General features: G+C 38.1%; 19 protein-coding genes and 2 tRNA genes. 5 read left to right on the top strand and 16 right to left on the bottom strand.

Translation table 11 applies throughout. The annotated features are described in order from the left end of the window. Nucleotides 1–102 precede the first annotated feature (102 nt). The 6 genes from I6F65_RS15235 to I6F65_RS15210 form a co-directional block, all read right to left on the bottom strand. Nucleotides 103–176: transfer RNA gene (locus I6F65_RS15235), tRNA-Cys, on the bottom strand. Nucleotides 177–195: 19 nt separating this feature from the next. Beyond that, nucleotides 196–271: transfer RNA gene (locus I6F65_RS15230), tRNA-Gly, on the bottom strand. A 212-nt stretch (nt 272–483) separates the two neighbouring features. After that, a complete protein-coding gene (gene pgsA, locus I6F65_RS15225; protein WP_033024409.1) occupies nt 484–1029 on the bottom strand; it encodes a CDP-diacylglycerol--glycerol-3-phosphate 3-phosphatidyltransferase in 546 nt (181 codons plus the stop codon). A 42-nt stretch (nt 1030–1071) separates the two neighbouring features. Then, on the bottom strand, nt 1072–2895 hold the full coding sequence (gene uvrC, locus I6F65_RS15220; RefSeq protein ID WP_024611319.1) for an excinuclease ABC subunit UvrC: 1824 nt from the start codon (nt 2893–2895) through the stop codon (nt 1072–1074). A 9-nt stretch (nt 2896–2904) separates the two neighbouring features. Beyond that, nucleotides 2905–3555: a UvrY/SirA/GacA family response regulator transcription factor gene (uvrY, locus tag I6F65_RS15215; RefSeq protein WP_007377972.1), complete on the bottom strand. Its 651-nt coding sequence runs from the start codon at nt 3553–3555 to the stop codon at nt 2905–2907. 121 nt (nt 3556–3676) lie between these two features. Then, the gene (locus tag I6F65_RS15210; RefSeq protein ID WP_024611318.1) at nt 3677–4828 is read right to left on the bottom strand and encodes a dicarboxylate/amino acid:cation symporter; all 1152 of its coding nucleotides are present in this window, start codon (nt 4826–4828) and stop codon (nt 3677–3679) included. A 374-nt stretch (nt 4829–5202) separates the two neighbouring features. Between I6F65_RS15210 and cysK the strand changes: the two genes are divergently transcribed. Continuing rightward, complete coding sequence (gene cysK / locus I6F65_RS15205) at nt 5203–6171, top strand: cysteine synthase A (RefSeq protein ID WP_197113708.1); 969 nt, start codon at nt 5203–5205, stop codon at nt 6169–6171. A 142-nt stretch (nt 6172–6313) separates the two neighbouring features. After that, nucleotides 6314–6748: a hypothetical protein gene (locus I6F65_RS15200; RefSeq protein WP_024611316.1), complete on the top strand. Its 435-nt coding sequence runs from the start codon at nt 6314–6316 to the stop codon at nt 6746–6748. Between the two features lie 72 nt (nt 6749–6820). Here the strand turns inward: I6F65_RS15200 and I6F65_RS15195 are convergent, their stop codons facing one another. The 8 genes from I6F65_RS15195 to I6F65_RS15160 all read right to left on the bottom strand — a co-directional run bounded on the left by I6F65_RS15195 (nt 6821) and on the right by I6F65_RS15160 (nt 15494). Beyond that, nucleotides 6821–9097: an acyl-CoA dehydrogenase gene (locus tag I6F65_RS15195; RefSeq protein WP_197113706.1), complete on the bottom strand. Its 2277-nt coding sequence runs from the start codon at nt 9095–9097 to the stop codon at nt 6821–6823. Between the two features lie 342 nt (nt 9098–9439). Beyond that, on the bottom strand, nt 9440–10243 hold the full coding sequence (locus I6F65_RS15190; RefSeq protein ID WP_024611314.1) for a putative porin: 804 nt from the start codon (nt 10241–10243) through the stop codon (nt 9440–9442). A 201-nt stretch (nt 10244–10444) separates the two neighbouring features. Next, on the bottom strand, nt 10445–10819 hold the full coding sequence (locus I6F65_RS15185) for a PH domain-containing protein (protein WP_166113182.1): 375 nt from the start codon (nt 10817–10819) through the stop codon (nt 10445–10447). Continuing rightward, on the bottom strand, nt 10819–11727 hold the full coding sequence (locus I6F65_RS15180) for an ABC transporter ATP-binding protein (RefSeq protein ID WP_197113703.1): 909 nt from the start codon (nt 11725–11727) through the stop codon (nt 10819–10821). Before I6F65_RS15180 ends, I6F65_RS15185 begins: the two co-directional genes overlap by 1 nt. Next, entirely contained in the window at nt 11724–12551 is an 828-nt protein-coding gene (locus tag I6F65_RS15175) for an ABC transporter permease subunit (protein ID WP_024611311.1), read from the bottom strand. Before I6F65_RS15175 ends, I6F65_RS15180 begins: the two co-directional genes overlap by 4 nt. A 154-nt stretch (nt 12552–12705) precedes the next feature. Beyond that, complete coding sequence (locus I6F65_RS15170; protein ID WP_197113700.1) at nt 12706–13887, bottom strand: cystathionine beta-lyase; 1182 nt, start codon at nt 13885–13887, stop codon at nt 12706–12708. Nucleotides 13888–13896: 9 nt separating this feature from the next. Further along, nucleotides 13897–14817, bottom strand: coding sequence for an NAD(+) diphosphatase (gene nudC / locus I6F65_RS15165; RefSeq protein WP_024609888.1), 921 nt, complete (start codon nt 14815–14817; stop codon nt 13897–13899). A 173-nt stretch (nt 14818–14990) separates the two neighbouring features. Further along, nucleotides 14991–15494 carry an NYN domain-containing protein gene (locus I6F65_RS15160; protein ID WP_024609889.1) on the bottom strand — a complete coding sequence of 168 codons (504 nt, stop codon included), beginning with the start codon at nt 15492–15494 and terminating at the stop codon, nt 14991–14993. Nucleotides 15495–15684: 190 nt separating this feature from the next. Here I6F65_RS15160 and I6F65_RS15155 point away from each other — a divergent pair, with 190 nt between their 5' ends. Then, the gene (locus I6F65_RS15155) at nt 15685–16308 is read left to right on the top strand and encodes a hypothetical protein (RefSeq protein WP_197113697.1); all 624 of its coding nucleotides are present in this window, start codon (nt 15685–15687) and stop codon (nt 16306–16308) included. Next, nucleotides 16308–17051, top strand: a complete 744-nt coding sequence (locus I6F65_RS15150) for a DUF3307 domain-containing protein (protein ID WP_197113694.1) — start codon at nt 16308–16310, stop codon at nt 17049–17051. Before I6F65_RS15155 ends, I6F65_RS15150 begins: the two co-directional genes overlap by 1 nt. Nucleotides 17052–17193: 142 nt before the next feature. Here the strand turns inward: I6F65_RS15150 and I6F65_RS15145 are convergent, their stop codons facing one another. Both I6F65_RS15145 and I6F65_RS15140 read right to left on the bottom strand, forming a co-directional pair. Continuing rightward, nucleotides 17194–18591 carry a DEAD/DEAH box helicase gene (locus I6F65_RS15145; protein WP_024609892.1) on the bottom strand — a complete coding sequence of 466 codons (1398 nt, stop codon included), beginning with the start codon at nt 18589–18591 and terminating at the stop codon, nt 17194–17196. Between the two features lie 200 nt (nt 18592–18791). Next, nucleotides 18792–19631, bottom strand: a complete 840-nt coding sequence (locus tag I6F65_RS15140; protein WP_166113164.1) for an isopenicillin N synthase family oxygenase — start codon at nt 19629–19631, stop codon at nt 18792–18794. 427 nt (nt 19632–20058) lie between these two features. Here I6F65_RS15140 and I6F65_RS15135 point away from each other — a divergent pair, with 427 nt between their 5' ends. Beyond that, nucleotides 20059–21261, top strand: coding sequence for a bifunctional alpha/beta hydrolase/OsmC family protein (locus I6F65_RS15135; RefSeq protein ID WP_197113691.1), 1203 nt, complete (start codon nt 20059–20061; stop codon nt 21259–21261). Nucleotides 21262–21465: the final 204 nt, after the last annotated feature.

Here is a 21465-nt window from a genome sequence, read left to right as displayed (position 1 = left end):
CCGGCACGACTTGTTAGTCGAGGGATTTTAAATCCCTTGTGTCTACCAATTCCACCACTCGGGCATCGAGTTTGCTAATTAAAGCGTGTGGAGTAAATTATATGGAGGCGGAACCCGGAGTCGAACCGAGGTAAACGGATTTGCAATCCGGTGCATGGCCACTCTGCCATTCCGCCCCAGTGTATCCAGATAAATTGGAGCGGTACACGAGGCTCGAACTCGTGACCTCGACCTTGGCAAGGTCGCGCTCTACCAACTGAGCTAGTACCGCATTTTATTTATCAGTTAGTTGAATTAACACATGATGATTTATGTGAACATTCAGGTAACTGATTAATTACCGTTTTGTTTATCTCGGGGGCTATGCCCTCTCAACACGGACGCATTCTACAGAGATTATTAAACGCGTCAATACAAAAAATGATAGTTTTGAACTGTTTGCTTGTTTTTTATCTAAAATGGTGCGTTATTATACGTTTACAGTTAATTTTTAGTCAATTCACCCCATGCTGCACGCAAATATTGCACCATAGAACTCAAGGTTAAAAACGTCGCTATATACAATAAGCCAAAACTTAGATAGTTCATCCAAGTATCGTATTGCCAAATTAGACCTATAATGGCTAGCATTTGTGCAGCTGTTTTTATTTTACCCATATTGGACACGGCCACATTACCGCGCTTACCTTGTTCAGCCATCCATTCACGAAGTGCTGATATAATTATCTCACGACTTATAATAATAAGTGCAGGAATAGTCATATACATAGATTGATAATGATCCGATAGTGCAACTAACGCAGCGCACACCATTACTTTATCAGCAACGGGATCTAAAAAGGCACCAAATGGAGTTGATTGCTCAAGTTTACGAGCTAAATAACCATCAAGTATATCTGTAATTGACGCAAGCCAAAAAATAAAAGCAGCAGCGAAAAGCGACCAGCTATAAGGCAAGTAAAATATCACCAAAAATACGGGGATAAGAAAAAGTCTAAATGTTGTGAGTGTGTTTGGAATATTCCACATAACTACTTGGATATGTCTTTTTTGCTATATTCGCATGTAGGGCTAGCCCTTGTCATGCAAATGGTTAAATATCTTCTCAGCCATGTCAGGGCTGATCCCAGGAACTTTCTTTAACTGTTCTATATTAGCAGCTTTTACTCCCTGCATGCCCCCTAAATATTTTAATAATGTTTGGCGGCGTGTAGAACCTACTCCATTTATTTCTTCTAACAATGATTGTGTTCGTTGTTTTTGGCGCTTATTTCGATGCCCAGCAATAGCAAATCGATGAGATTCATCGCGTATATGCTGTATTAAATGTAGCGCAGGTGCATCCGAATCCATTGGGATAGTTTTTCGACCACCGTCAATTAATAGTGTTTCAAGACCCGGTTTACGGCTGGTCCCTTTTGCAACACCGACTAATAAAGGCATTTTTGCATGCGGCCAATTAGAAAAATATTGTTCAGCACGCCCTAATTGCCCTTTACCACCATCAATAAAGATAACATCAGGAATCTTATCTTCATCTACTAATTTGTTATAGCGTTTGTTAAGTGCAAACTCCATTGCAGCATAATCATCACCACCTGTAATTCCCGTTACGTTATATCGTCTGTATTCTTTTGTATTTGGTCCTTGCGAATCAAATACAACACAACTTGCAACTGTGTTCTCCCCCATGGTGTGACTTATGTCAAAACATTCCATTCGGGTTATATCATCAAGACGTAATGTTGCTTTTAATTGTGCATAACGTTTATTAATAGAGTCTTGGGTACTTTGTTTAACTGCTATGCTATTTAATGCATTTTTATTTGCGAGTTGTAAGTATTGAGCACGTTCACCTCGAGTAACAACTTTAAGTGTTACTTTACGTTCGCTTATTTGCGTGAGTGCTTCACCCAATACTTGGCTTTCTTCTATTTCGAATGGCAGTATGATTTCTTTTGCAATACGCCCTGTCGCTCCGGGAGCTAAGTAATACTGACCTAAAAATGAAGTAAGTATTTCTTGTTCGCCAGAATCTTTAGGCACTTTTGGGAAATATGTTTTACTGCCTAATACTTTATGATCTCGGATCATTAATAAATGAATGCCGTTTAAACCATTCAAATGAGCAAAACCCACTACATCCATTTCAGCAAAATTACCTGAAATAGATTGTTGCTCCTGCATTTTACGAAGTAGCATTATTTGGTCGCGTACTTTTGCAGCTAATTCAAAGTTTAACTGCTTGCTCGCCCCTTCCATTTTTTTTATTAAGTCGGCAATTACTTCGTGCGATTTTCCAGTTAAAAATTTGCGAACGTAATCAACTTGCTCACTATAGTCATCATCCGTTACTTTATTTACACATGGAGCTGAGCAGCGTTTAAGCTGATATTGTAAACATGGACGACTTCTTGCGCGATAATATGCATCTTCACATTGGCGGACCGGGAATATTTTTTGCATTAAACGCAAGCTTTCTGAGACAGCTCCAGCGCTTGGAAATGGTCCAAAGTACTCACCTTTTACTTTACGACTGCCACGATGAAACGCTAAACGTGGGTGTTTATGGCTGGTGAGTAAAATATAAGGGTACGACTTGTCATCGCGTAATAATATGTTGTAACGAGGTTGGTATTTTTTTATAAGATTATTTTCAAGCAACAGCGCTTCGGTTTCAGTATTCGTAAGCGTGACTTCAATATCACAAATATTACTCACTAAAACACGCGTTTTACTGTCGGTAATGTTACTTCTAAAGTAACTACTCACCCGTTTTTTTAGGTGCTTGGCTTTACCAACATAAATAACTTGGTCTTTACTATCAAGCATACGGTAAACACCCGGCTCGCTTGATAGTGTTTTAAGGAAATGTACGTGATCAAATTCAGACATAAATTATAGTTAGTACGAAACGTCTATATCAATCATTTTATGGCGAATAGCTAAATGAGTAAGCTCAACATCACCACCTACATTTAACTTTTCAAACATACGGTAGCGATAGCTATTTACTGTTTTAGAACTTAGATTCAAACGCTCAGCTATATCTTGTGCTTTTTCACCTTTAGTGATCATAAGCATAATTTGTAGCTCTCGCTCAGATAAACTCTGAAATGGGTTTTCATCTGTGCGACCCGTTACTTGTGCTAATGCAATTTGTTGTGCAATTTCTGGCGCTATATAACGTTGACCGGCATGAACGCAGCGAATAGCACGTACCATTTCGTCAGAACCCGCACCTTTGGTTAAAAAGCCATGCGCGCCAATCTGCATTACTTTGCTCGGAAACGGGTCTTCGCAATTAACAGTAAGCACAATGATTTTCACATCAGGGCAATAGCGACAGATTTTTTTAGTCGCCTCTAATCCGCCCATACCTGGCATATTCATATCCATTAATACTATGTTTGGCGCGTGCTGACGACAAAACTGCACCGCCTCTTCACCAGTTTTAGCTTCGCCAATTACTTTAAACCCTCGTACGTCATCAAGAATACGCTTGATACCTGTTCGTACAAGTTCATGGTCATCAACTAAAAGTACATTAATCAATGGAACATCCTCACTTACCTAACAACATGCAATTTAATAAAATTAATTTGCCACAGTAACATACATAGAGCGAAACAATAACTAATATTATTGTTTCGCTCTGACAGCTTAATATAACCTTTTAAGCTGACGATTTTTCACTAAATCGGTCAACCCATAATGCAATGATACCATCACCCGTTACATTACACGCAGTACCAAAACTATCTTGTGCTAAATAAAGTGCAATCATCAGTGCAACCGCCCCTTCATTAAAACCAAGCATACTCGTTAATAATCCAAGAGCAGACATTACTGCACCACCTGGAGCACCTGGTGCAGCAATCATTACTACACCTAACATCATAATAAACGGTAGCATCCCCATTAATGAAGGTACTTCCATACTTGGTGACAAAAACATAACAGCCATTGCACACGTAACTATTGTTATAGTAGAGCCAGATAAATGAATAGTCGCGCAAAGAGGCACTGTAAAGTTAGCAACGTCTTCTTTAACGTTATTTGCTTTACTTGATTGTAATGACACCGGAATAGTCGCCGCACTCGACATAGTACCTAAAGCAGTAAAGTAAGCAGGTAGCATATTTTTAACTAGTTCTATTGGGTTGCGTTTAAGTAACACCCCAGTAGCTATATATAAAACACTTAGCCATAACCAATGCATAACAAGTGCCGCTATTAATACAACACCAAATGTTTGCAATGTATCTACCACAGTGCCTGCCACCGTCATTTCGGCAAATACGCCAGCAATATAAAATGGTAAAGCTGGAATAATTACTTTCGAAAGTAAACCATCAACTACATCACGACCTTGATCAGATACTTTTTTAAGCGTATCAAGTTCTAGTTGGCTCATGCCAATACCAAACACAAAAGCAGTTACCAATGCCGTCATTACACCCATTAATGGTGGAATTTCTAAATCAATAAAGCTACCAATCTCAGTAGCCACTTCAGCTTCAAATGTAATGCCGCCACTTAAAAACGGTATAACAGCGCTTACTAATAAAAAAGCGAGTGTTCCGGCAATAATCGTAGAGCTATAAGCAAAACCAACTGTTTTTCCTAATAAGTGCCCAGATCCCTTTGGTAAACCGGCAATACCCGACGCAATAAAAAATAAAATAATAAGGGGAATGGTAAAGGAGATAATTTGACCGATAAACTCTTTTACGGTAAATAAAAGTTCAACACCAATTAAAGGTACGTAAAGACCGACCAAAATACCGGCCACAATACCGGCAATTAATTTTAAGATTAACTTCATTGTGATTGCTTAATTGAATTTAGATACGTGTTTTTATCATGTTTTACTTAGCTTGTGTCATAAAACTGTTCAACAGTGGTTCATTCGGACAAATAACCAACAATCCTTAACGTTTTTGTATATAAAATGTATTAAATAAATACAGGACTTTACTCAAACAAAGTTTGATCGAATTAACTTTTAATTAATCGCACTCCTTCAATAACTAAAGCCCCGGCTATTGTGGATTTTTATTTCACTTAGTTATAAGCTCAATAGATATATGTTATAGCCAAACTTTACTTTAGTTTTTTTAAACTCTCAGTAAAGTGTGACTATATAGTTAGTAGCAAAAGCTATTAACACGTTGATCCGATTGTATCCAAAGGAACATTATGTCTACTATTTTTGAAGATAACTCACTAAGCATCGGTAATACACCGCTGGTAAAACTTAACAGTGTTACAGGTGGGAATGTATACGCTAAAGTTGAATCTCGTAATCCTAGCTTTAGCATCAAATGCCGTATTGGTGCATCAATGATCTGGGAAGCTGAAAAATCAGGTCAGCTTGTTGAAGGTAAAGAACTTATCGAGCCAACTTCAGGTAATACTGGTATTGCTTTAGCCTTTGTTGCTGCAGCACGTGGTTATAAATTAACACTTACAATGCCAAATACCATGAGCTTAGAACGTCGCAAGCTATTAAAAGCGCTAGGTGCGAATCTAGTACTTACCGACGGTGCTAAAGGTATGAATGGTGCAATTGAAAAAGCAAAAGAGATTCAAGCAACAGCACCTGATAAATATATTTTATTACAACAATTCGAAAACCCTGCAAACCCTAAAATTCACTTTGAAACGACGGGTCCTGAAATTTACGATGCGCTTGATGGCAAAGTAGACTTTTTTGTAGCAGGTGTAGGTACTGGTGGTACTATTACAGGTGTTAGTCGTTACCTTAAAACAGAAAAAGGTCTAAACGTTAAATCGATAGCTGTTGAGCCAACTAACTCTCCAGTTATTAGTCAAACGCTTGCTGGTGAAGAAATTAAACCAGGTCCTCATAAAATCCAAGGTATTGGTGCAGGCTTTATTCCTGGCAACCTAGATATGGATTTAATTGATGGCGCAGAACTTGTTTCTAACGAAGACGCAATTGCAATGTCACATCAGTTAATGAAAAAAGAAGGTATTTTAGTGGGTATTTCGTCAGGTGCAGCGGTTGTTGCAGCTAAGCGAATTGCTGAAAAACCAGAAAATGCTGATAAAAATATTGTTGTTATTTTACCTAGTGCAACTGAACGTTACTTATCAAGCCCTATGTTTGATGAAGAGTTTAGCGATCAAGAACTAGTACAATAATTATTTTTGGTAACCTTTAAAAGGATGCTTTAGGCATCCTTTTTTATTATTTATTGTCTAATTTTATATTTATTACTCATCCCAGCTTTACATCCTCACTGATTAATCACACACTTTAAAAAATTAATTAATAATAATCAGTATGAAAAAAATCAGTAGTTTATTAAGCCTAATTATTTGTCTCTTTTTAGCAGCCTGTGGTGATAATGTAAAATCACTTAACGACACTCCAGGCGAAACAGCAGCCGCTTACTTTGATGCATTATATAATCAGCAGGATCTTCAAAAAGCTTCTACTTTAGCAACGCCAAACCTCACTCGTATAATGAAATCTTACGGTACAGCAAAACAATTTTCACGTAACTTAGTCAATATGCAATACGATGAAGTTGTAATTGAAGTTGACATGTCAAATATGAGTTTGCGTGAGCAATATGGCGACAGCGCTAAAATAAATCTTATTTTTACTGGTTATTTGAACGGTGGAAAAATTGATGAAATGCGTAGCGTAAGTATGTTGCGTAAAAAAGGCAGATGGTATGTAGATAAAATACTTGCTGACCCTTATGCCAGATAAGTAAACTAAATTTAAAGTAAAAGGCCTTACATTTGTAAGGCCTTTTTTATTTTAGTTATTCCATCAAGCTGATTACAATTCACCTGGTTGAAAGTTATCAACCGCAATAGCCTGCTTTCTTAACTTATTAGCATGGTGCATTGCATCTGCGTCTGCTTGCTCAAGTAACTTATTTTCAAGTGCATAGTTTATAGCGCCTTCAATATCAAGCGTTGCTGGCACACTGCCCTTGCGTTGCCATTGTTTTAAGTCTTTAAACTGCGCTTGCATATCGTGCATAGCTAAAAATGCATTTTCCATTATTCCTGTGCCTGCATTTTCATCCACATAGCATAAGTGAGTTAAGCGGTTTCTAAACACACCTGGCTGAGTCATGTGTACACAAATGCTTTGCGCTATTTCATCACTTGGTCTGTGATAATGATTCCCAAGCGGGAACACAATGCGTTTAAGTGTAAAATTAACTGCCGGGTTAGAAAAGTTTTTAAAGAAACCATCAAATGCTTGACCGATTTCGAATAAGGAGTTCTCAATTGCATATTTAACAAATGGTAAATCTGCTTGTTGGCGCCCTTCATCTTCATAACGTTTTAAAACGGTTGATGCTAAATACAAATGGCTTAGTACATCACCTAACCGTGCAGATATCATTTCTTTACGTTTAAGCTCTCCGCCTAGCATTAACATTGCCACATCTGTGCAAATAGCTAAACCTCTGCTCATTCTGCTCAATTGTTTATAATAGACAGCCGTTTCACCGCCTACAGGTGCTTTAACAAAGTAGCTTCGTGTTAACCCATGTACAAATGCCATGCCTGCATTACTTGTTGCAAACATAATATGGTTCATTAATAAACCATCAAACTGCTCAAGTGCTGCATCGTCATCTTCCATTGCAGCGGCTTCCATTTCTTTTAAAACAAACGGATGGCAGCGTGTTGCACCTTGACCAAATATCATTAAATTACGCGTTAAAATATTAGCGCCTTCTACGGTAATTGATACAGGAATACCCATATAACCATGCGCTAAATAGTTATTTGGACCAACTTGAATCCCTTTGCCAGAATGAATGTCCATGGCATCATTCATAACTGTACGACCCATTTCGGTCATATGATATTTAGCAATGGCGGTCACAACAGAAGGGCTAAGTTTTAAATCAATTGCTCCAGCAGTCATTAATCTGCACGACTCAAGGGCATACGTTAAACCACCAATACGAGCAAGGGCTTCTTGCACGCCTTCAAACTGCCCTATAGACACACCAAACTGTTGGCGGACCATTGCATAAGCAGAGGTCATTTTAGAAGCTAAGTGTCCCGTTGCCGCACTGAGTGCAGGTAGCGATATGCCACGTCCTGCGCTTAAACATTCTACCAACATGCGCCAACCTCTACCTGCGCCCTGTTGCCCACCAATTATCCAGTCAAGTGGTATAAATACATCTTTACCGTAAGTTGTACCATTCATAAACGCCATATTAAGCGGATAATGACGCTCACCTGTTTTAACACCAGGGTGGTCTGTCGGAATAAGCGCACACGTTATACCTAACTCTTTCTTATCACCTAATAAAGCATCAGGGTCATACATTTTAAATGCTAGACCGAGTACGGTTGCCACTGGTGCAAGTGTAATGTAACGCTTTGACCAGTTTAAACGCAGTCCCATTACTTGTTCACCATTATGCTCCCCCATACACACCACGCCTGAATCAGGAATGCTGCCAGCATCAGACCCCGCTTCTGGTCCTGTTAGCGCAAAGCAAGGTACATCTGTACCATTTGCTAAACTTGGTAACCAACGGTCTTGTTGCTCTTTTGTGCCGTAATGAAGGAGTAGTTCACCTGGTCCCAAGCTATTAGGGACCATAACAGTTACTGCTGCTGTTAAGCTTTTAGTCGAAATTTTTGACACTATCGTTGAATTAGCTATTGCTGAAAACTCACGACCGCCAAATTTTTCAGGAATGATCAGCGCAAAAAAACCTTCAGTTTTTAAGTAATCCCACACTTCTTTTGGTAGGTCTTTATCTTTTTGTACAATCTGATAATCATCAAGCATTGCCAATAAAGTTTCTACCTGCTCAGCCATAAAAGCATTTTCTTTATCACTGAGTTCTGGTTTTGGAAAGCTATGTAATTTTTTCCAATCAGGATTACCGCTAAATAACTCTCCATCCCACCAAACGTCACCCGCTTCCATTGCTTCGCGTTCTGTTTGCGATAATGGTGGCAACACCTTCTTAAACATTTTGAAAGTAGGTCGGCTAATTAAGTTAAGGCGTATGTCCTTAACTACAAAAATAACAACAACCACAACCAGTAATATAATAAATACTGACATGTGCACATTCCTTATACATTGAATGAAAATAGTACCTTAATTATGACCCATCTTAACTTAAATACAATCATTGCAAGATGACTAAAACGCCTCAATATTTTATTTTTAAATTAGGTACTGTTAATCACCTAGCTTTACTATTTTTCGAGCTAATAAAAACTTAGCTTCGGCATCAAAATTACATAAATATGCATTATCAAAGATAAGATGCAGCTTTGCTCATAGCCCATTTTCATTATTCATTATTCATTATTCATTTTGCATCAAACAAAAAAAAGCCCGCTTAAATAAGCGGGCTTTAAACTATATTTTTGTATTAATTAGAGAATGTATATTCTCTAATTAAAACTGATAACGCATGTTAGCAAAGTAAGCATCGTTGTCAGAGTCATCAGCATTGTTGCCGTAACCTACTTTTAAACCAAGGTTTTGGTTAAAGAAGTGTTGAGCACCAAAAGTATAAGCATCTTCTTTATTGTAAGAAGCAAATACTGATGTTGCTTTGCTGAAGTAGTAATTTGTTTCTAAGTTCCACTGATCGTCAGCTTCAGAGATGCTTTCGAATGTACCTTCAACAGTTAAAAAGTTACCTTCTTGTAAATCAACAAAGTACTTAGCTGCTACTGAGCGGTAATCAAAATCATCATCAGACTCAACAGTTACACCAACATAGTCAGTGCCATTAAGCATGTAATTATATGCTAAAGAGAATAACGCGTAGTCTTCGCCGTCATCATTTTCAACAAATTTTGCTTTTGCAAGTAAATCTGGGTTGAAAAAGTAACCAGCTGTAAACGCGTAAGATTCATCATTTGAACCAAAGTCACTGTTTTCGTAAGAAGCACCAAAAACAACATCTTTATAAAAATATTCGCCGCCAACCGATGTTACATCGCTTGCGTCGTTATCTGTGTACGAACCAAAAACATTAGTTTGCTTATTGATGTACTCAAACTGGTCGTAAGGACCTAATGTCTTTTTAGGAGAGAAATAATAAGTAGAATCGATACTAAACTGGTCATCATTATTACTGTCTGTAAATTGGTAACCTAAATTACTTATTGAATTATAGCTGTCTGCTGCCATTGCAGTGGTTGCAGCGCCTGATAACAAAATGCTTGAAATAATAATTGCTAATTTTTTCATTATGATACTTCCCTATGAACATTGCTTTTTATGCTATAGCTGTGTAGCTAAAGTCGGGGCACATGCTAACGTGAAGAAACTGAATGAAAACTTAACTAACTTCCTGTATTTGTTAGAATAACTGTAATAAAGTGTAACAAACCGTAAAGTTAAAGTAGTTGCAACATCTAGTCAACAACTACTTAATATATGTACTAAATATTAAAGTGCATGCTGACTAATTATACGATATACGTCGTTAATATTGTCACCAGACTTAAACTCTTTACTAATTGGAGTAGGATCTGAACCCACCCATATTTTTAGCTCTGCGTCTAAATCAAAATGACCTGCACTTTCTTTACTAAACTTGGTTATTTTAGAGTAAGCAATGCTCACCATCTCCATTTTAGAGCCGGTCATACCTTGCTTATCAATTAAAATTAAGCGTTTATTAGTAAAAATAAACATATCGCGTACTACTTTGTATGCTTTTTCTACTTGCTCACCGTCAATCAATGTATTGCTGAGAACTTTTTCTAAATCTGAATCATCAACTTCACTTGCGTTACCCATTAGCCCGCTTAATAAACCCATTATACTTTCTCCTGTTTGAATATTTGATTTTCTAACGTATGACCATTAACTAACTGCCTGTACTGCCAGTTTTGTTGATGACAAAAGTTCAGTAGTGCTATATCAAGTGGGTCGCTCGTTGGTTGATACTCAACAACATATTCTTTATGTTGACTCATATACACATGGCTCACCCCTGCAACTGCTTGAAGCTGCTGCTCAACATTTTGATAAGCCTCGCTAAGCATTAGCGTGTAAAAGTGTTTATCCGTATTATTTGTTTTAGTTTGATGTTCGCTTAGTACACCTTTATCTAAATGAAGTACCTGTGAGCATAGTCGTTCAAGCTCTGTTAAATCATGGGAGCTTAAAATAAAAGTAGCTTGCTCGCTAAGTGATGATACTAGTTCACGTACTTCTCTGGCATGAATTGGATCGAGCCCTGCGGTTGCTTCATCAAGCATTACAATTTGCGGCGAGCCAATAAGCGCTTGCGCTATAGTGACGCGTTTACGCATACCGTGAGATAAATCACCTGCGCGCTGCTTTGCAATCTCTTTAAGACCGACTAAATCAAGCACACGCAATGCTTCTGTTTGGCTTTGCTTAGCACCCATACCTTGTAGCTTTGCATAAAAGGCTAGTTGCTTATCTATATTAAAACGAGGATCAAGTTGCGCATCTTGTGGCAATGCACTTACCTTATTAAATAAAGCAGCGCTCCCTGGCTTATGCCCTAATATTTCAAGGCTTCCTTTACTTGGTGCTATATAACCACATAGCAAACTAAATAATGTTGTTTTACCTGCACCGTTTGGTCCAACAAGCGCCACTGGCGCGCCTTTTTGAATTTCAAAGTTCACATCATTAAGCGCAAGTTTAGTACCATACGATTTACTCAAACCACTGCCTGTAATTAATGGTCTCATAATGAACTCCTTGCAAAAATACGTTGAGCAACGCCTAGCAACACTACAGTTTGTACAAGTGGAATAGCCAATGCGCTTAACAAAGACAAATTTTGTCCTGCTAGTTGCTCAATTTGCACACCTGGAAATAAATAATCGAGGATGTTTAACGCCGATATTTGCCATTGCAATATACCAACAACAATACCGCCTGCAGCAAAGTATAAAATTGCTAACACAATAGATAAACGTGATGAGCGAGCAAAGGTATTAATTAACGTCATTAGTGCTACAAATGGGCATAAAGTAACAACCAATATTAAAAATATAGACACAGCACGAACAAGCCCACCAGCAAGTAAGCTAGGATCTCTAAAAGCGAGCACAGCGAATGTTGCTACAAGCGTAATACCAACTAAACAAGCCAATACTGCTAATTGTCCTAAAAAACGACCAAAGAGTATTTCAAAACGGGTTGAACGCAGTGATAAAAATCGAAGTGTGCCGCGCTCTCTGTCACCTACAGTTTGGTCGCTGCAAATAAATAAACTAAAAATAGGAAAGCTATAAAGGGCTATAAGCCAATACATAGCAAACTCAGCTTCAGGCCAATCAAGTAGCTTACTCAACCCAATAGAGCCAGAAATATCTCGCGCGATTTGTTCAAAGTCGGGGGCGCTTACTATGCTAACAGCTTGCCCTATTGGGTAACGTAAAATTATTATCCAAACAAGCGCAAATGCAGCCAAAGCTATTAGCCCACGTTTAGTTAAAAACATCCGTACAAGCTCAAATCCCGCTATTTGCGTTAATCGCCCTACGTTTATTGGTAATGGTGTTGCCATTGTCTATCCTTAATGACGTTAAACTCGCTTTAAAATAAAGCACTATCTAGCAACACTAAGTGTAAACACCTTGAATTACCAGCAAAAAAAAGCTCACCAATGGCGAGCTTTGTAACAATATATTTGAATGTAACAGCATAAATTGCATTAAAAATTATAAATGCTGCTTATAAACCTCTAGCGCTTGGCTTAAATCGCTAATTAAATCTTCAACATCTTCAAGACCAATATGCAAACGAATAACGGGTCCTAAATCCCACCCAGTATCAGAACGCAAACCTTTCATGGTTAAATTAGCAGTTACTAAACTTTCAAAACCGCCCCACGAAAACCCCATTTTAATATGCTCAAGGCTATCTAAAAATGCATCAATTGCTTTTTGGTTACCGGTTTTCATTACAAATGAAAATAAACCATTACTGCCATCAAAATCTCGCTTAAAAAATTCATGCCCAGGGCATGTTTCAAAAGCAGGGTGTCTAATATGATCCACAAGCTCGTGCTGCTCAAGCCATTTAGCAACTGTTATGGCTGCTTTTTCGTGCTGGTTTAAACGTACACCCATAGTGCGCAAACCTCTAAGTGCTAAGTAAGCATCGTCTGCACTTGTACACTGGCCCAGTAAATATGAGTTTTCGCGAAGCGTAAGCCAGTATTTTTTATTCGCAACAGCAACCCCCATCATTACATCTGAATGACCAACAATGTATTTAGTTGCAGCTTGAATACTAATATCTACGCCGTGCTCAAGTGGTCTATAGTGCAAACCATTACCGTAGGTGTTATCAAGTATTGTCATTACGTTATGCTCATTTGCTACTTTTACCATAGCTGGCACATCTTGAACTTCCATAGTAATAGAGCCTGGTGACTCTAAAAACAATACCTTAGTGTTTGGCTTAATATAATCTTTAATTCCCGCACCAATTGTTGGCGGATAATACGTTGTAGAAATACCTAATCCCACTAAAATTTTATCGCAAAAATCACGGGTTGGTTCGTACACGTTATCGACCATTAAAATATGGTCACCTGTTTTTAAAAATGATAACAGCACTTGGCTAATCGCAGCTGCGCCGCATGGATATAATGCACAGCCTTCACCGCCTTCAAGCTCTGTAATTGCTTCTTGCAACGCAAAGTGTGTAGTTGTACCACGGCGCCCATAAAATAAAGTTTTATCGCCACGGGTTTTAGCCGCTTCTTTTAAATCTGCTACGGTATCAAATACAATAGTCGATGCACGCTGTACAACGGGATTAACTACTCCATGTGTGTACGCTTTTTTTCGCCCTGATGACACCAACTGAGTATTTTTATTACTTTTACTCGACATTGTTAATCCTTAAGCGTTTGTACGCCAATGTTCAATTAAATAACGAGAGATAGAATCAGTTCTAGGTAGTTTTAAATGATCGCCCTCTTCATCCCAATTACCAAACTGTGCAAGTTCTTCACGGCTAAACCACTTTGCATCATCAAGCTCGTCATTATCAACATCAATGGTGTCGGTTACTGCTTCAGCAAAAAAACCAAGCATAATTGAAGAAGGAAACGGCCACGGCTGAGAAACAACATAACGTACATTTGCTACATCAATACCAGCTTCTTCTTTTACTTCACGCGTAACAGCTTGCTCAAGTGTTTCGCCTGGATCGACAAATCCAGCCAAAGAAGAATACATACCAATACGCCACGAAGCTTGGCGGCCTAATAAACAACGCTCTATTCCATCATCAAACATTTTAGTTACAACCATAATCACCGCAGGATCAGTGCGCGGAAATGTAGGATGTTTACAGCTTTCGTTGTCACACACTCGAGAGTGCCCAGCTTCCACTGAGCTATTTTTGCTACCACAACGACCACAAAATCGATGTGTTGCATGCCAATAACATAAACCTCGTGCTAGTGCCGCAATTGAACCGTATTTAATTGTTACTTGTGGACCATACTGGCGAATGTCAAAAAACTGTGCGCCATCTATCAAAGGCGTTAATATGCTTTCATCGAGTTCAGTTACATCAAGTGCAAACACACCATTTTTGGCGTTATTTAAACCAACAAAAATAGCATTCGTTAAATCTAAATGCGCCACCTGTTGATAAGTTAAATAGCTAACTTTTGGCGTATCTTTAATAAATAGTGTTTGATTATTATTAACTAAAACCCATTTACTTTGCGCCGACATTTGCGCTTTAAGCCACGATGGGTCTTTACGAAAATTTGAGCCTCTGTCTAGTGGCATGTTGCTGTAATGAAGCATGTAAGTCCTTGGTAATTCGTTATACTTTAAAATTACCATAATCATTTACCAAACCCAATTTATTACAGCAATAAAAAAGCCTAAATTAATCAATTACCTTCTTGTATTAAAATCTCTCATGTTGCAAGTACTCAGCTTTCGCTTTTAGAGAGTTTTAGTTAGCGTATAGCCACTTATAATAAAAAGGTATCATCGATTAAATGAAATTGCTCAGCGCTTTGTTTTAATGCCTCTGCTGTTAACCTATCAGCGCCATAAACATCGCATGGCACATTGTATTGATTTTTTAAATGCCCAAGCAATAAGGCAAAATCGCCATCGCCAGAAAGCAAAATAACCTTATCAAGGTTTTTACCTTGTTCTAGCATATCAATTGTTATCCCCACATCCCAATCACCTTTTGCACTTCCATCACGGCGCTGTATAAATGGTTTTAACTTCACATCAAAGCCAATCGCTCGCAAAATATTTTGAAACTGATTCTGTTTTTCATCGCCTCGATAAATAGCGTAAGCAAAAGCGCACTCAATCGTGTATTGCTCCTGCATTTGTCGCCAAAAGGCATTGTAGTCAAAGTTTTTACGGTAGCTTTCTCTACATGTATAGTAAATATTTTGTACATCAACAAAAATACCTACGCGTGGTTTAGTACTTTGCAATTCGTTTTGTGAAGTCATTCAATCTCCTAATGAGGATTAATAGCAATAGCATTACTTATCAAAGTAACGTTATAAAATGAGTGAACCTTGCAATTGTTATTCAAGTAACCTAAATTGGTTACTTATAACTATGTAACCGTTTATGGTTACATTTAAAAAAGTAACTAATATCAATTCCATCAAGCAATTGGTATAAATAGAGACTCATATGATTGGTGTGATCAGCGGCGATATCATTAAATCGCAAACTATTCCTAAGCAACAGTACGATGCCATGCTTTATCAATTAGAGCAAAGCTTGCGTGGCATTTCTAAAAAACAAACACTGTGGAATATATACAGAGGCGATGCCTTTCAATTACAGTTAAATAATCCAGAAATGTTATTTGAAACCGCTATATTAATATACCTACACTTAAAATCGTCGGGTTACGAATTACGCCAAAGTATGGCGCTTGGGCAAATAGATAACCCACGCAGTGATATTAAAACAGCCACAGGCTCTGCATTCACACTATCAGGTCAAGGGCTTGATAAAATAACGAATCAACGCTTTGTTATTAATATTGCAGAACAACACGTTGATGAGAGCTTATTGCTTAATCTTGCTTTTGTAGATGTACTATTAACTAAAGTCACTGCAAAACAAGCTAATGCTTTATATGTATATTTAACCTCAACAGATAATAGCCATGCAGCTTTAGCAAAAGAGCTTAAAACGAGCCGTGAAAATGTCACTAAACTACTCAATTTAGCCCATTACCAATTAATAGAGCGTTTTATAAAACACACTCAACATATAATAAAAAATATAACAAAAGGAGGTGAATAATGGCTTTTTCTCTTTTACTAGCCGCGCTTATTATTGGTCATATATTGGCTGATTTTTTCTGGCAACCTATGAGTTGGGTAAACGACAGAAACACACGACACTTTAAAGCCACTAAACTTTACTTACATGTACTAGTGCACGGTATAACCAGCGCTATAATTATAACTTTATGGGAATATACTTTTGGATGGCAACAAGCAAGTAATGCACTAATAGCAACTGTCGCTATTGTAATAAGTCATTACTTTATTGATATTGCTAAATCATATTCCAATAAAGGCGTTGTGCCATTTTTACTCGACCAAATAGCCCATATTGCTGTGCTAATAGCCCTAAGTATTTGGCTAACTAATAACAATAGCTTTATGGCTAACATATATACCATGCTTACCACCCCTAATGTATTGTGGATTGTGTGTGGTTATTTAATAATTTTGAATCCAAGCGCTGTATTTATAAGAATGATGCTAGAGCGTTTAACGAGTAACTTTTCAAGCGATGGAAGCCTCCCACTTGCAGGGCAAAGTATTGGCATGTTGGAACGCATACTTATGTTGAGCTTTATATTGCTTGATCAATTTGCTGGCGTTGGGTTTTTATTAGCAGCTAAATCGGTATTTAGGTTTGGAGATTTAAGTGCGAGTAAAGATAAAAAGCTTACCGAGTACGTTATGCTTGGCACACTACTTAGTGTGAGTGTTACTTTATTTGTAGGCTTAGGTGTTAACTATTTAATTAGTTAGGCTAATTAAATGTAATTGGTATTATTAAAATAACAAATTATAGACAATAAAAAACGCGCTACTTCTATTTAAGAAGGTAGCACGTTTTTTGTATCAATGTTTAATTAAACTAACTAAACGCCAATACACTCATTAATAATGACTAATCGTTATTAGTTGTGCGGCGACGGCGTTGACCATTACCACCAACAGACTCACGCTTTGCCCATGGGTTTTGCGCGCTATCATCTGTTTTAGCTGCTGGCTTTTTAGAACCACCACGTCGCGGACCTGTACCATTGCCGCCATTGTTTGGCTTTTTACTGTTAGGCTTGCTGCTATCAGACTTAGGCTTATTAAAAGGCTGCTTTTTCTTAGGTTTTTTAGGTGCAATAGGGCGAGCATCTAATGCGCGCTCAGGTACAGGGTTAACCGGATCGAAACCATCTTCTTCAGCACGCGGAATAAGCTCACCAATAAAACGCTCAATACCATATAAATCGACAGCATCTTCAGTGGTTACAAACGAAATAGCATGACCCGATGCACCAGCACGACCAGTACGACCAATACGGTGAACATAATCTTCGTATACATTTGGTAAGTCGTAGTTAACTACATGTGGTAATTCAACAATGTCTAAACCACGTGCAACAATATCAGTTGCTACTAATACTCGAACATCACCATTTTTAAAACCTTCAAGTGCTTTAACTCGTGCACCTTGTGACTTATTACCATGTATAGCAGCACCCGTAATATCATCACGTTCTAGTTGCTTAACTAAGCGGTTAGCACCATGTTTTGTACGGCTAAATACTAAAACTTGCTGCCAATCGTTACTACGAATCAAATGACTTAATAAAGCGGTTTTACGTGGCTTATCTACTGCATAAACACACTGAGTAACGCTTTTTGCTGTCGTATTTTTTGCCGCAACAGAAATTTCGACAGGGTCGTTTATTAACCCTTTTGCTAATGCACGAATGTCATCTGAAAATGTTGCCGAAAACATTAAGTTTTGACGTTTTGCAGGCATTTTAGCTATAAGACGTTTAATGTCATGAATAAAGCCCATGTCTAGCATACGGTCAGCTTCATCTAATACAAGTACTTCTACGCTATCAAATTTAACTGCGTTTTGGTTATGTAAGTCAATTAAACGACCCGGTGTTGCAACTAAAATATCAACACCCTTACGAAGACGCTGCATTTGTGGGTTAATTTTAACGCCACCGTAAACTACAAACGAGCTTACATCAGAATGCTTTGCGTACTCTTCAACATTTTCACTCACTTGCAAAGCAAGTTCACGTGTTGGTGTTAAAATTAACGCACGTACATGATTGCTTTTAGCTTTAGGACCTGAAGACAAACGTTCGATAAGTGGTAATGTAAAACCAGCTGTTTTACCAGTACCCGTTTGTGCTGCAGCCATAACATCACGGCCTTCAATAATTGCCGGAATAGCTTGAGCCTGAATTGGTGTTGGCGTTTCATAGCCCTTTTCTAAAACCGCATTAACTAAAGACTGTGATAAACCTAAACCATCAAAACTCATATAAACTCTCTTTTAAATAAGGCCAAAGTGGCCAGTTGCGCGCATTATACCTGTAGTAGCTAAGAATGCATGCCATTATTTACGTTGCAAGCAATTGAGCACCGTTCAATAAAATCAAACGTGCAATCAAGTTGCTTAAAAATGCAAAAAACGGCTTAAAGCCGCTTTTTGTTTATACTTAATAATTCTAAGTATAATAGTTACTTAACACCTAACTCACGCAAACGCTCTTGCAAGTAGCTATCTGCGGTGTAGCGCTCTGAAAGCACAACCTCTGGATGAGGGTGTAAAAATAGCGGTAACGAGATTCGCGATTTAGTCGATGCTTTACCCGTTGGGTTAATCACGCGGTGAATTGTAGATGGGAAATACCCGCCCGACGCTTCTTGTAGCATGTCACCAATATTAATAATTAAGCTGCCAAAATCACATGGAACATCTAACCAACCACCATCTGTTTTTTGAACTTGTAAACCAGGTTCGTTAGATGCAGGTAACACAGTTAATAAATTAATATCACCATGAGCAGCTGCGCGAATAGCACCAGGCTCTTCATCACCTGTCATTGGCGGATAATGCAAAATACGTAACAATGTTTGTTCCGAACCCGCAATCATGTCTTTTAAATCAATCGAAAATTTAGCGCGTACATCAGCTGGAGATTCAGCCTGAACCCAATTTAATAAGGTGCCAGCAAACTCACTCGCTAAACGGTAGTATTCACGCACATCAGCCTCAAGCTCTGCAGGAACACGTCCTTTAGGGTACACATGAAAGTACTCTTTAATGTCTTTTATTGTAAAGCCTTTCGCTACTTCAGATACTGAAGGCGGAAAGTAACCATCTTGAGTGTCTTTAGAGAATAAAAAGTCTTGCTTCTGCTCTGAGTTAAAAAAGTCTTGCCAGTTTTTGTAAATAGACTCAACTAAAGACTGTGGGATTGGGTGGTTTTTTAAAACGCCAAAACCAGTATTTCTTAACGATTCAACAAATTGTGCAGCCGCATCGGGAGCTTTATAATCAACAGTAGGTAATTGCATTGTACGTTCCAGTGAATAGGTTGTGTGAAGTGAATTGCTTTTAATCGTGCTAAATTATATCAATTGCATAAAATTAGTGATCTATTATAGCGCTAAGAAAATAGCGCGATATCAAGGCGAATTATTTATATAGCTGTTCTATATAAATAATTTTTAACGCAGTGAATGAGCTATTTAATGCGATAGAATGATCATCTTTTTTATATAATTAATATTAATTATATAAAGTAGCAAAGCCTTCATTATAGCGCTATGTGAGGATAGACAAATGACCTCAAAAACATAAGGACATATGTCCTCAAAGAGCCACCAGCAGCTTTATGCTTGATCAAGATCAATTTATAAAAAAATGTTGTATTTGTAAGGTTTCGCACTTATATCTGGTCTAGTATTGTAATGTATTTTATTAGTATAAATAAGGCTACCCATGCGACAAAAAGTATCTTTTAAAAGCGGCGACTTAGAACTTGCTGGTCAACTCGAACTTCCCTCTGGTGACGTAAAATTTTATGCGTTATTTGCTCATTGTTTTACCTGTGGTAAAGATGTTGCTGCTGCAACACGTATAAGCCGTGCATTAACACAACAAGGGATTGCCGTACTGCGTTTTGACTTTACTGGTTTAGGTAATAGCGATGGCGACTTTGCCAACAGTAATTTTTCGTCAAATATTCAAGATCTAGTCTCAGCAGCCAATCACCTGCGTGATCATTTTGAAGCACCGCAACTACTTATTGGTCATAGTTTAGGTGGCGCTGCTGTATTAGCTGCTGCTGAGCACATACCAGAGGTTTCAGCTATAACTACAATTGGTGCACCATCTGACGCGCAGCACGTAGCCCATAACTTTGCAGCTCATCTTGATGAAATTAACGAAGCCGGCGAAGCTAAAGTAAGTTTAGCGGGTCGCGAATTTACCATCAAAAAACAATTTATAGATGATATAGCCAAGTACGGTAAAAGCCACATCAGTAAACTTAAGCGCGCATTATTAGTAATGCACTCCCCTATTGATGCAACTGTAAATATTAGTGAAGCCGAAAAAATTTATGCGTCAGCTAAACACCCTAAAAGCTTTATTAGCCTAGATAACGCCGATCACTTACTTACAAATAAAAACGATGCCGACTACGCTGCACAAATTATTGCTACGTGGGCAAATCGCTACGTTAAATATGATCAAACAAAATACAGTGCAAAATTAAGTGATGGTAACGTACTAGTCGAAGAAAAAGATCACGTATTTACACAACATGTAAGCACCAAAGATCATACTTGGCTTGCAGATGAACCCATAAAGGTAGGTGGTAAAAATTTAGGTCCCGATCCGTATCATCACCTATTAGCCGGGCTTGGTGCCTGTACAGCAATGACACTACGCATGTATGCTACACGCAAAAACTTACCGCTAGAGCATGTAAAAGTAGAGCTTAATCACACTCGCGATTACAATAAAGATTGCGACGATTGTGAGCAAACAGGTAACCTTGAAGCTATTACCCGTAAAATCACTTTGCGTGGCGATTTAACTGAGCCACAACGCCAACGTTTACTCGAAATAGCCGACAAATGCCCAGTACATAAAACACTGCATAACAACCCTGTTATTGTAAGTGAACTGGTAGAGTAACTACATCCGGTAAATATAGCGCAGTTTTTACTGCGTTATATTAAGTTGTTAATAAAGCAAACTTAAACTCTAAACTGAAATATAGAGATTGAATAATAGGTACACTATTAGTAGTTTAAAACAACATTACCAAGGATAGGTATGAATAAAAATACTTACTACGTACGAAAAGACAAAACTGATAAAGGCAGAAAAATCTCGCTA

It is taken from the genome of Pseudoalteromonas sp. SWXJZ94C (assembly GCF_015864385.1).
In the GTDB taxonomy this organism is placed as follows: domain Bacteria; phylum Pseudomonadota; class Gammaproteobacteria; order Enterobacterales; family Alteromonadaceae; genus Pseudoalteromonas.
The sequence above is the reverse complement of the archived record's forward strand: the minus strand, read 5'-3'. Positions and strand labels throughout refer to the sequence as shown.

Bases quoted from the DNA above. Each gene is read 5' to 3' on its own strand.
- pgsA (WP_033024409.1), bottom strand. From the start codon at position 1,029: ATGTGGAATATTCCAAACACACTCACAACATTTAGACTTTTTCTTATC.
- uvrC (WP_024611319.1), bottom strand. From the start codon at position 2,895: ATGTCTGAATTTGATCACGTACATTTCCTTAAAACACTATCAAGCGAG.
- I6F65_RS15210 (WP_024611318.1), bottom strand. From the start codon at position 4,828: ATGAAGTTAATCTTAAAATTAATTGCCGGTATTGTGGCCGGTATTTTG.
- cysK (WP_197113708.1), top strand. From the start codon at position 5,203: ATGTCTACTATTTTTGAAGATAACTCACTAAGCATCGGTAATACACCG.
- I6F65_RS15200 (WP_024611316.1), top strand. From the start codon at position 6,314: ATGAAAAAAATCAGTAGTTTATTAAGCCTAATTATTTGTCTCTTTTTA.
- I6F65_RS15195 (WP_197113706.1), bottom strand. From the start codon at position 9,097: ATGTCAGTATTTATTATATTACTGGTTGTGGTTGTTGTTATTTTTGTA.
- I6F65_RS15190 (WP_024611314.1), bottom strand. From the start codon at position 10,243: ATGAAAAAATTAGCAATTATTATTTCAAGCATTTTGTTATCAGGCGCT.
- I6F65_RS15185 (WP_166113182.1), bottom strand. From the start codon at position 10,819: ATGGGTTTATTAAGCGGGCTAATGGGTAACGCAAGTGAAGTTGATGAT.
- I6F65_RS15180 (WP_197113703.1), bottom strand. From the start codon at position 11,727: ATGAGACCATTAATTACAGGCAGTGGTTTGAGTAAATCGTATGGTACT.
- I6F65_RS15175 (WP_024611311.1), bottom strand. From the start codon at position 12,551: ATGGCAACACCATTACCAATAAACGTAGGGCGATTAACGCAAATAGCG.
- I6F65_RS15170 (WP_197113700.1), bottom strand. From the start codon at position 13,887: ATGTCGAGTAAAAGTAATAAAAATACTCAGTTGGTGTCATCAGGGCGA.
- nudC (WP_024609888.1), bottom strand. From the start codon at position 14,817: ATGCTTCATTACAGCAACATGCCACTAGACAGAGGCTCAAATTTTCGT.
- I6F65_RS15160 (WP_024609889.1), bottom strand. From the start codon at position 15,494: ATGACTTCACAAAACGAATTGCAAAGTACTAAACCACGCGTAGGTATT.
- I6F65_RS15155 (WP_197113697.1), top strand. From the start codon at position 15,685: ATGATTGGTGTGATCAGCGGCGATATCATTAAATCGCAAACTATTCCT.
- I6F65_RS15150 (WP_197113694.1), top strand. From the start codon at position 16,308: ATGGCTTTTTCTCTTTTACTAGCCGCGCTTATTATTGGTCATATATTG.
- I6F65_RS15145 (WP_024609892.1), bottom strand. From the start codon at position 18,591: ATGAGTTTTGATGGTTTAGGTTTATCACAGTCTTTAGTTAATGCGGTT.
- I6F65_RS15140 (WP_166113164.1), bottom strand. From the start codon at position 19,631: ATGCAATTACCTACTGTTGATTATAAAGCTCCCGATGCGGCTGCACAA.
- I6F65_RS15135 (WP_197113691.1), top strand. From the start codon at position 20,059: ATGCGACAAAAAGTATCTTTTAAAAGCGGCGACTTAGAACTTGCTGGT.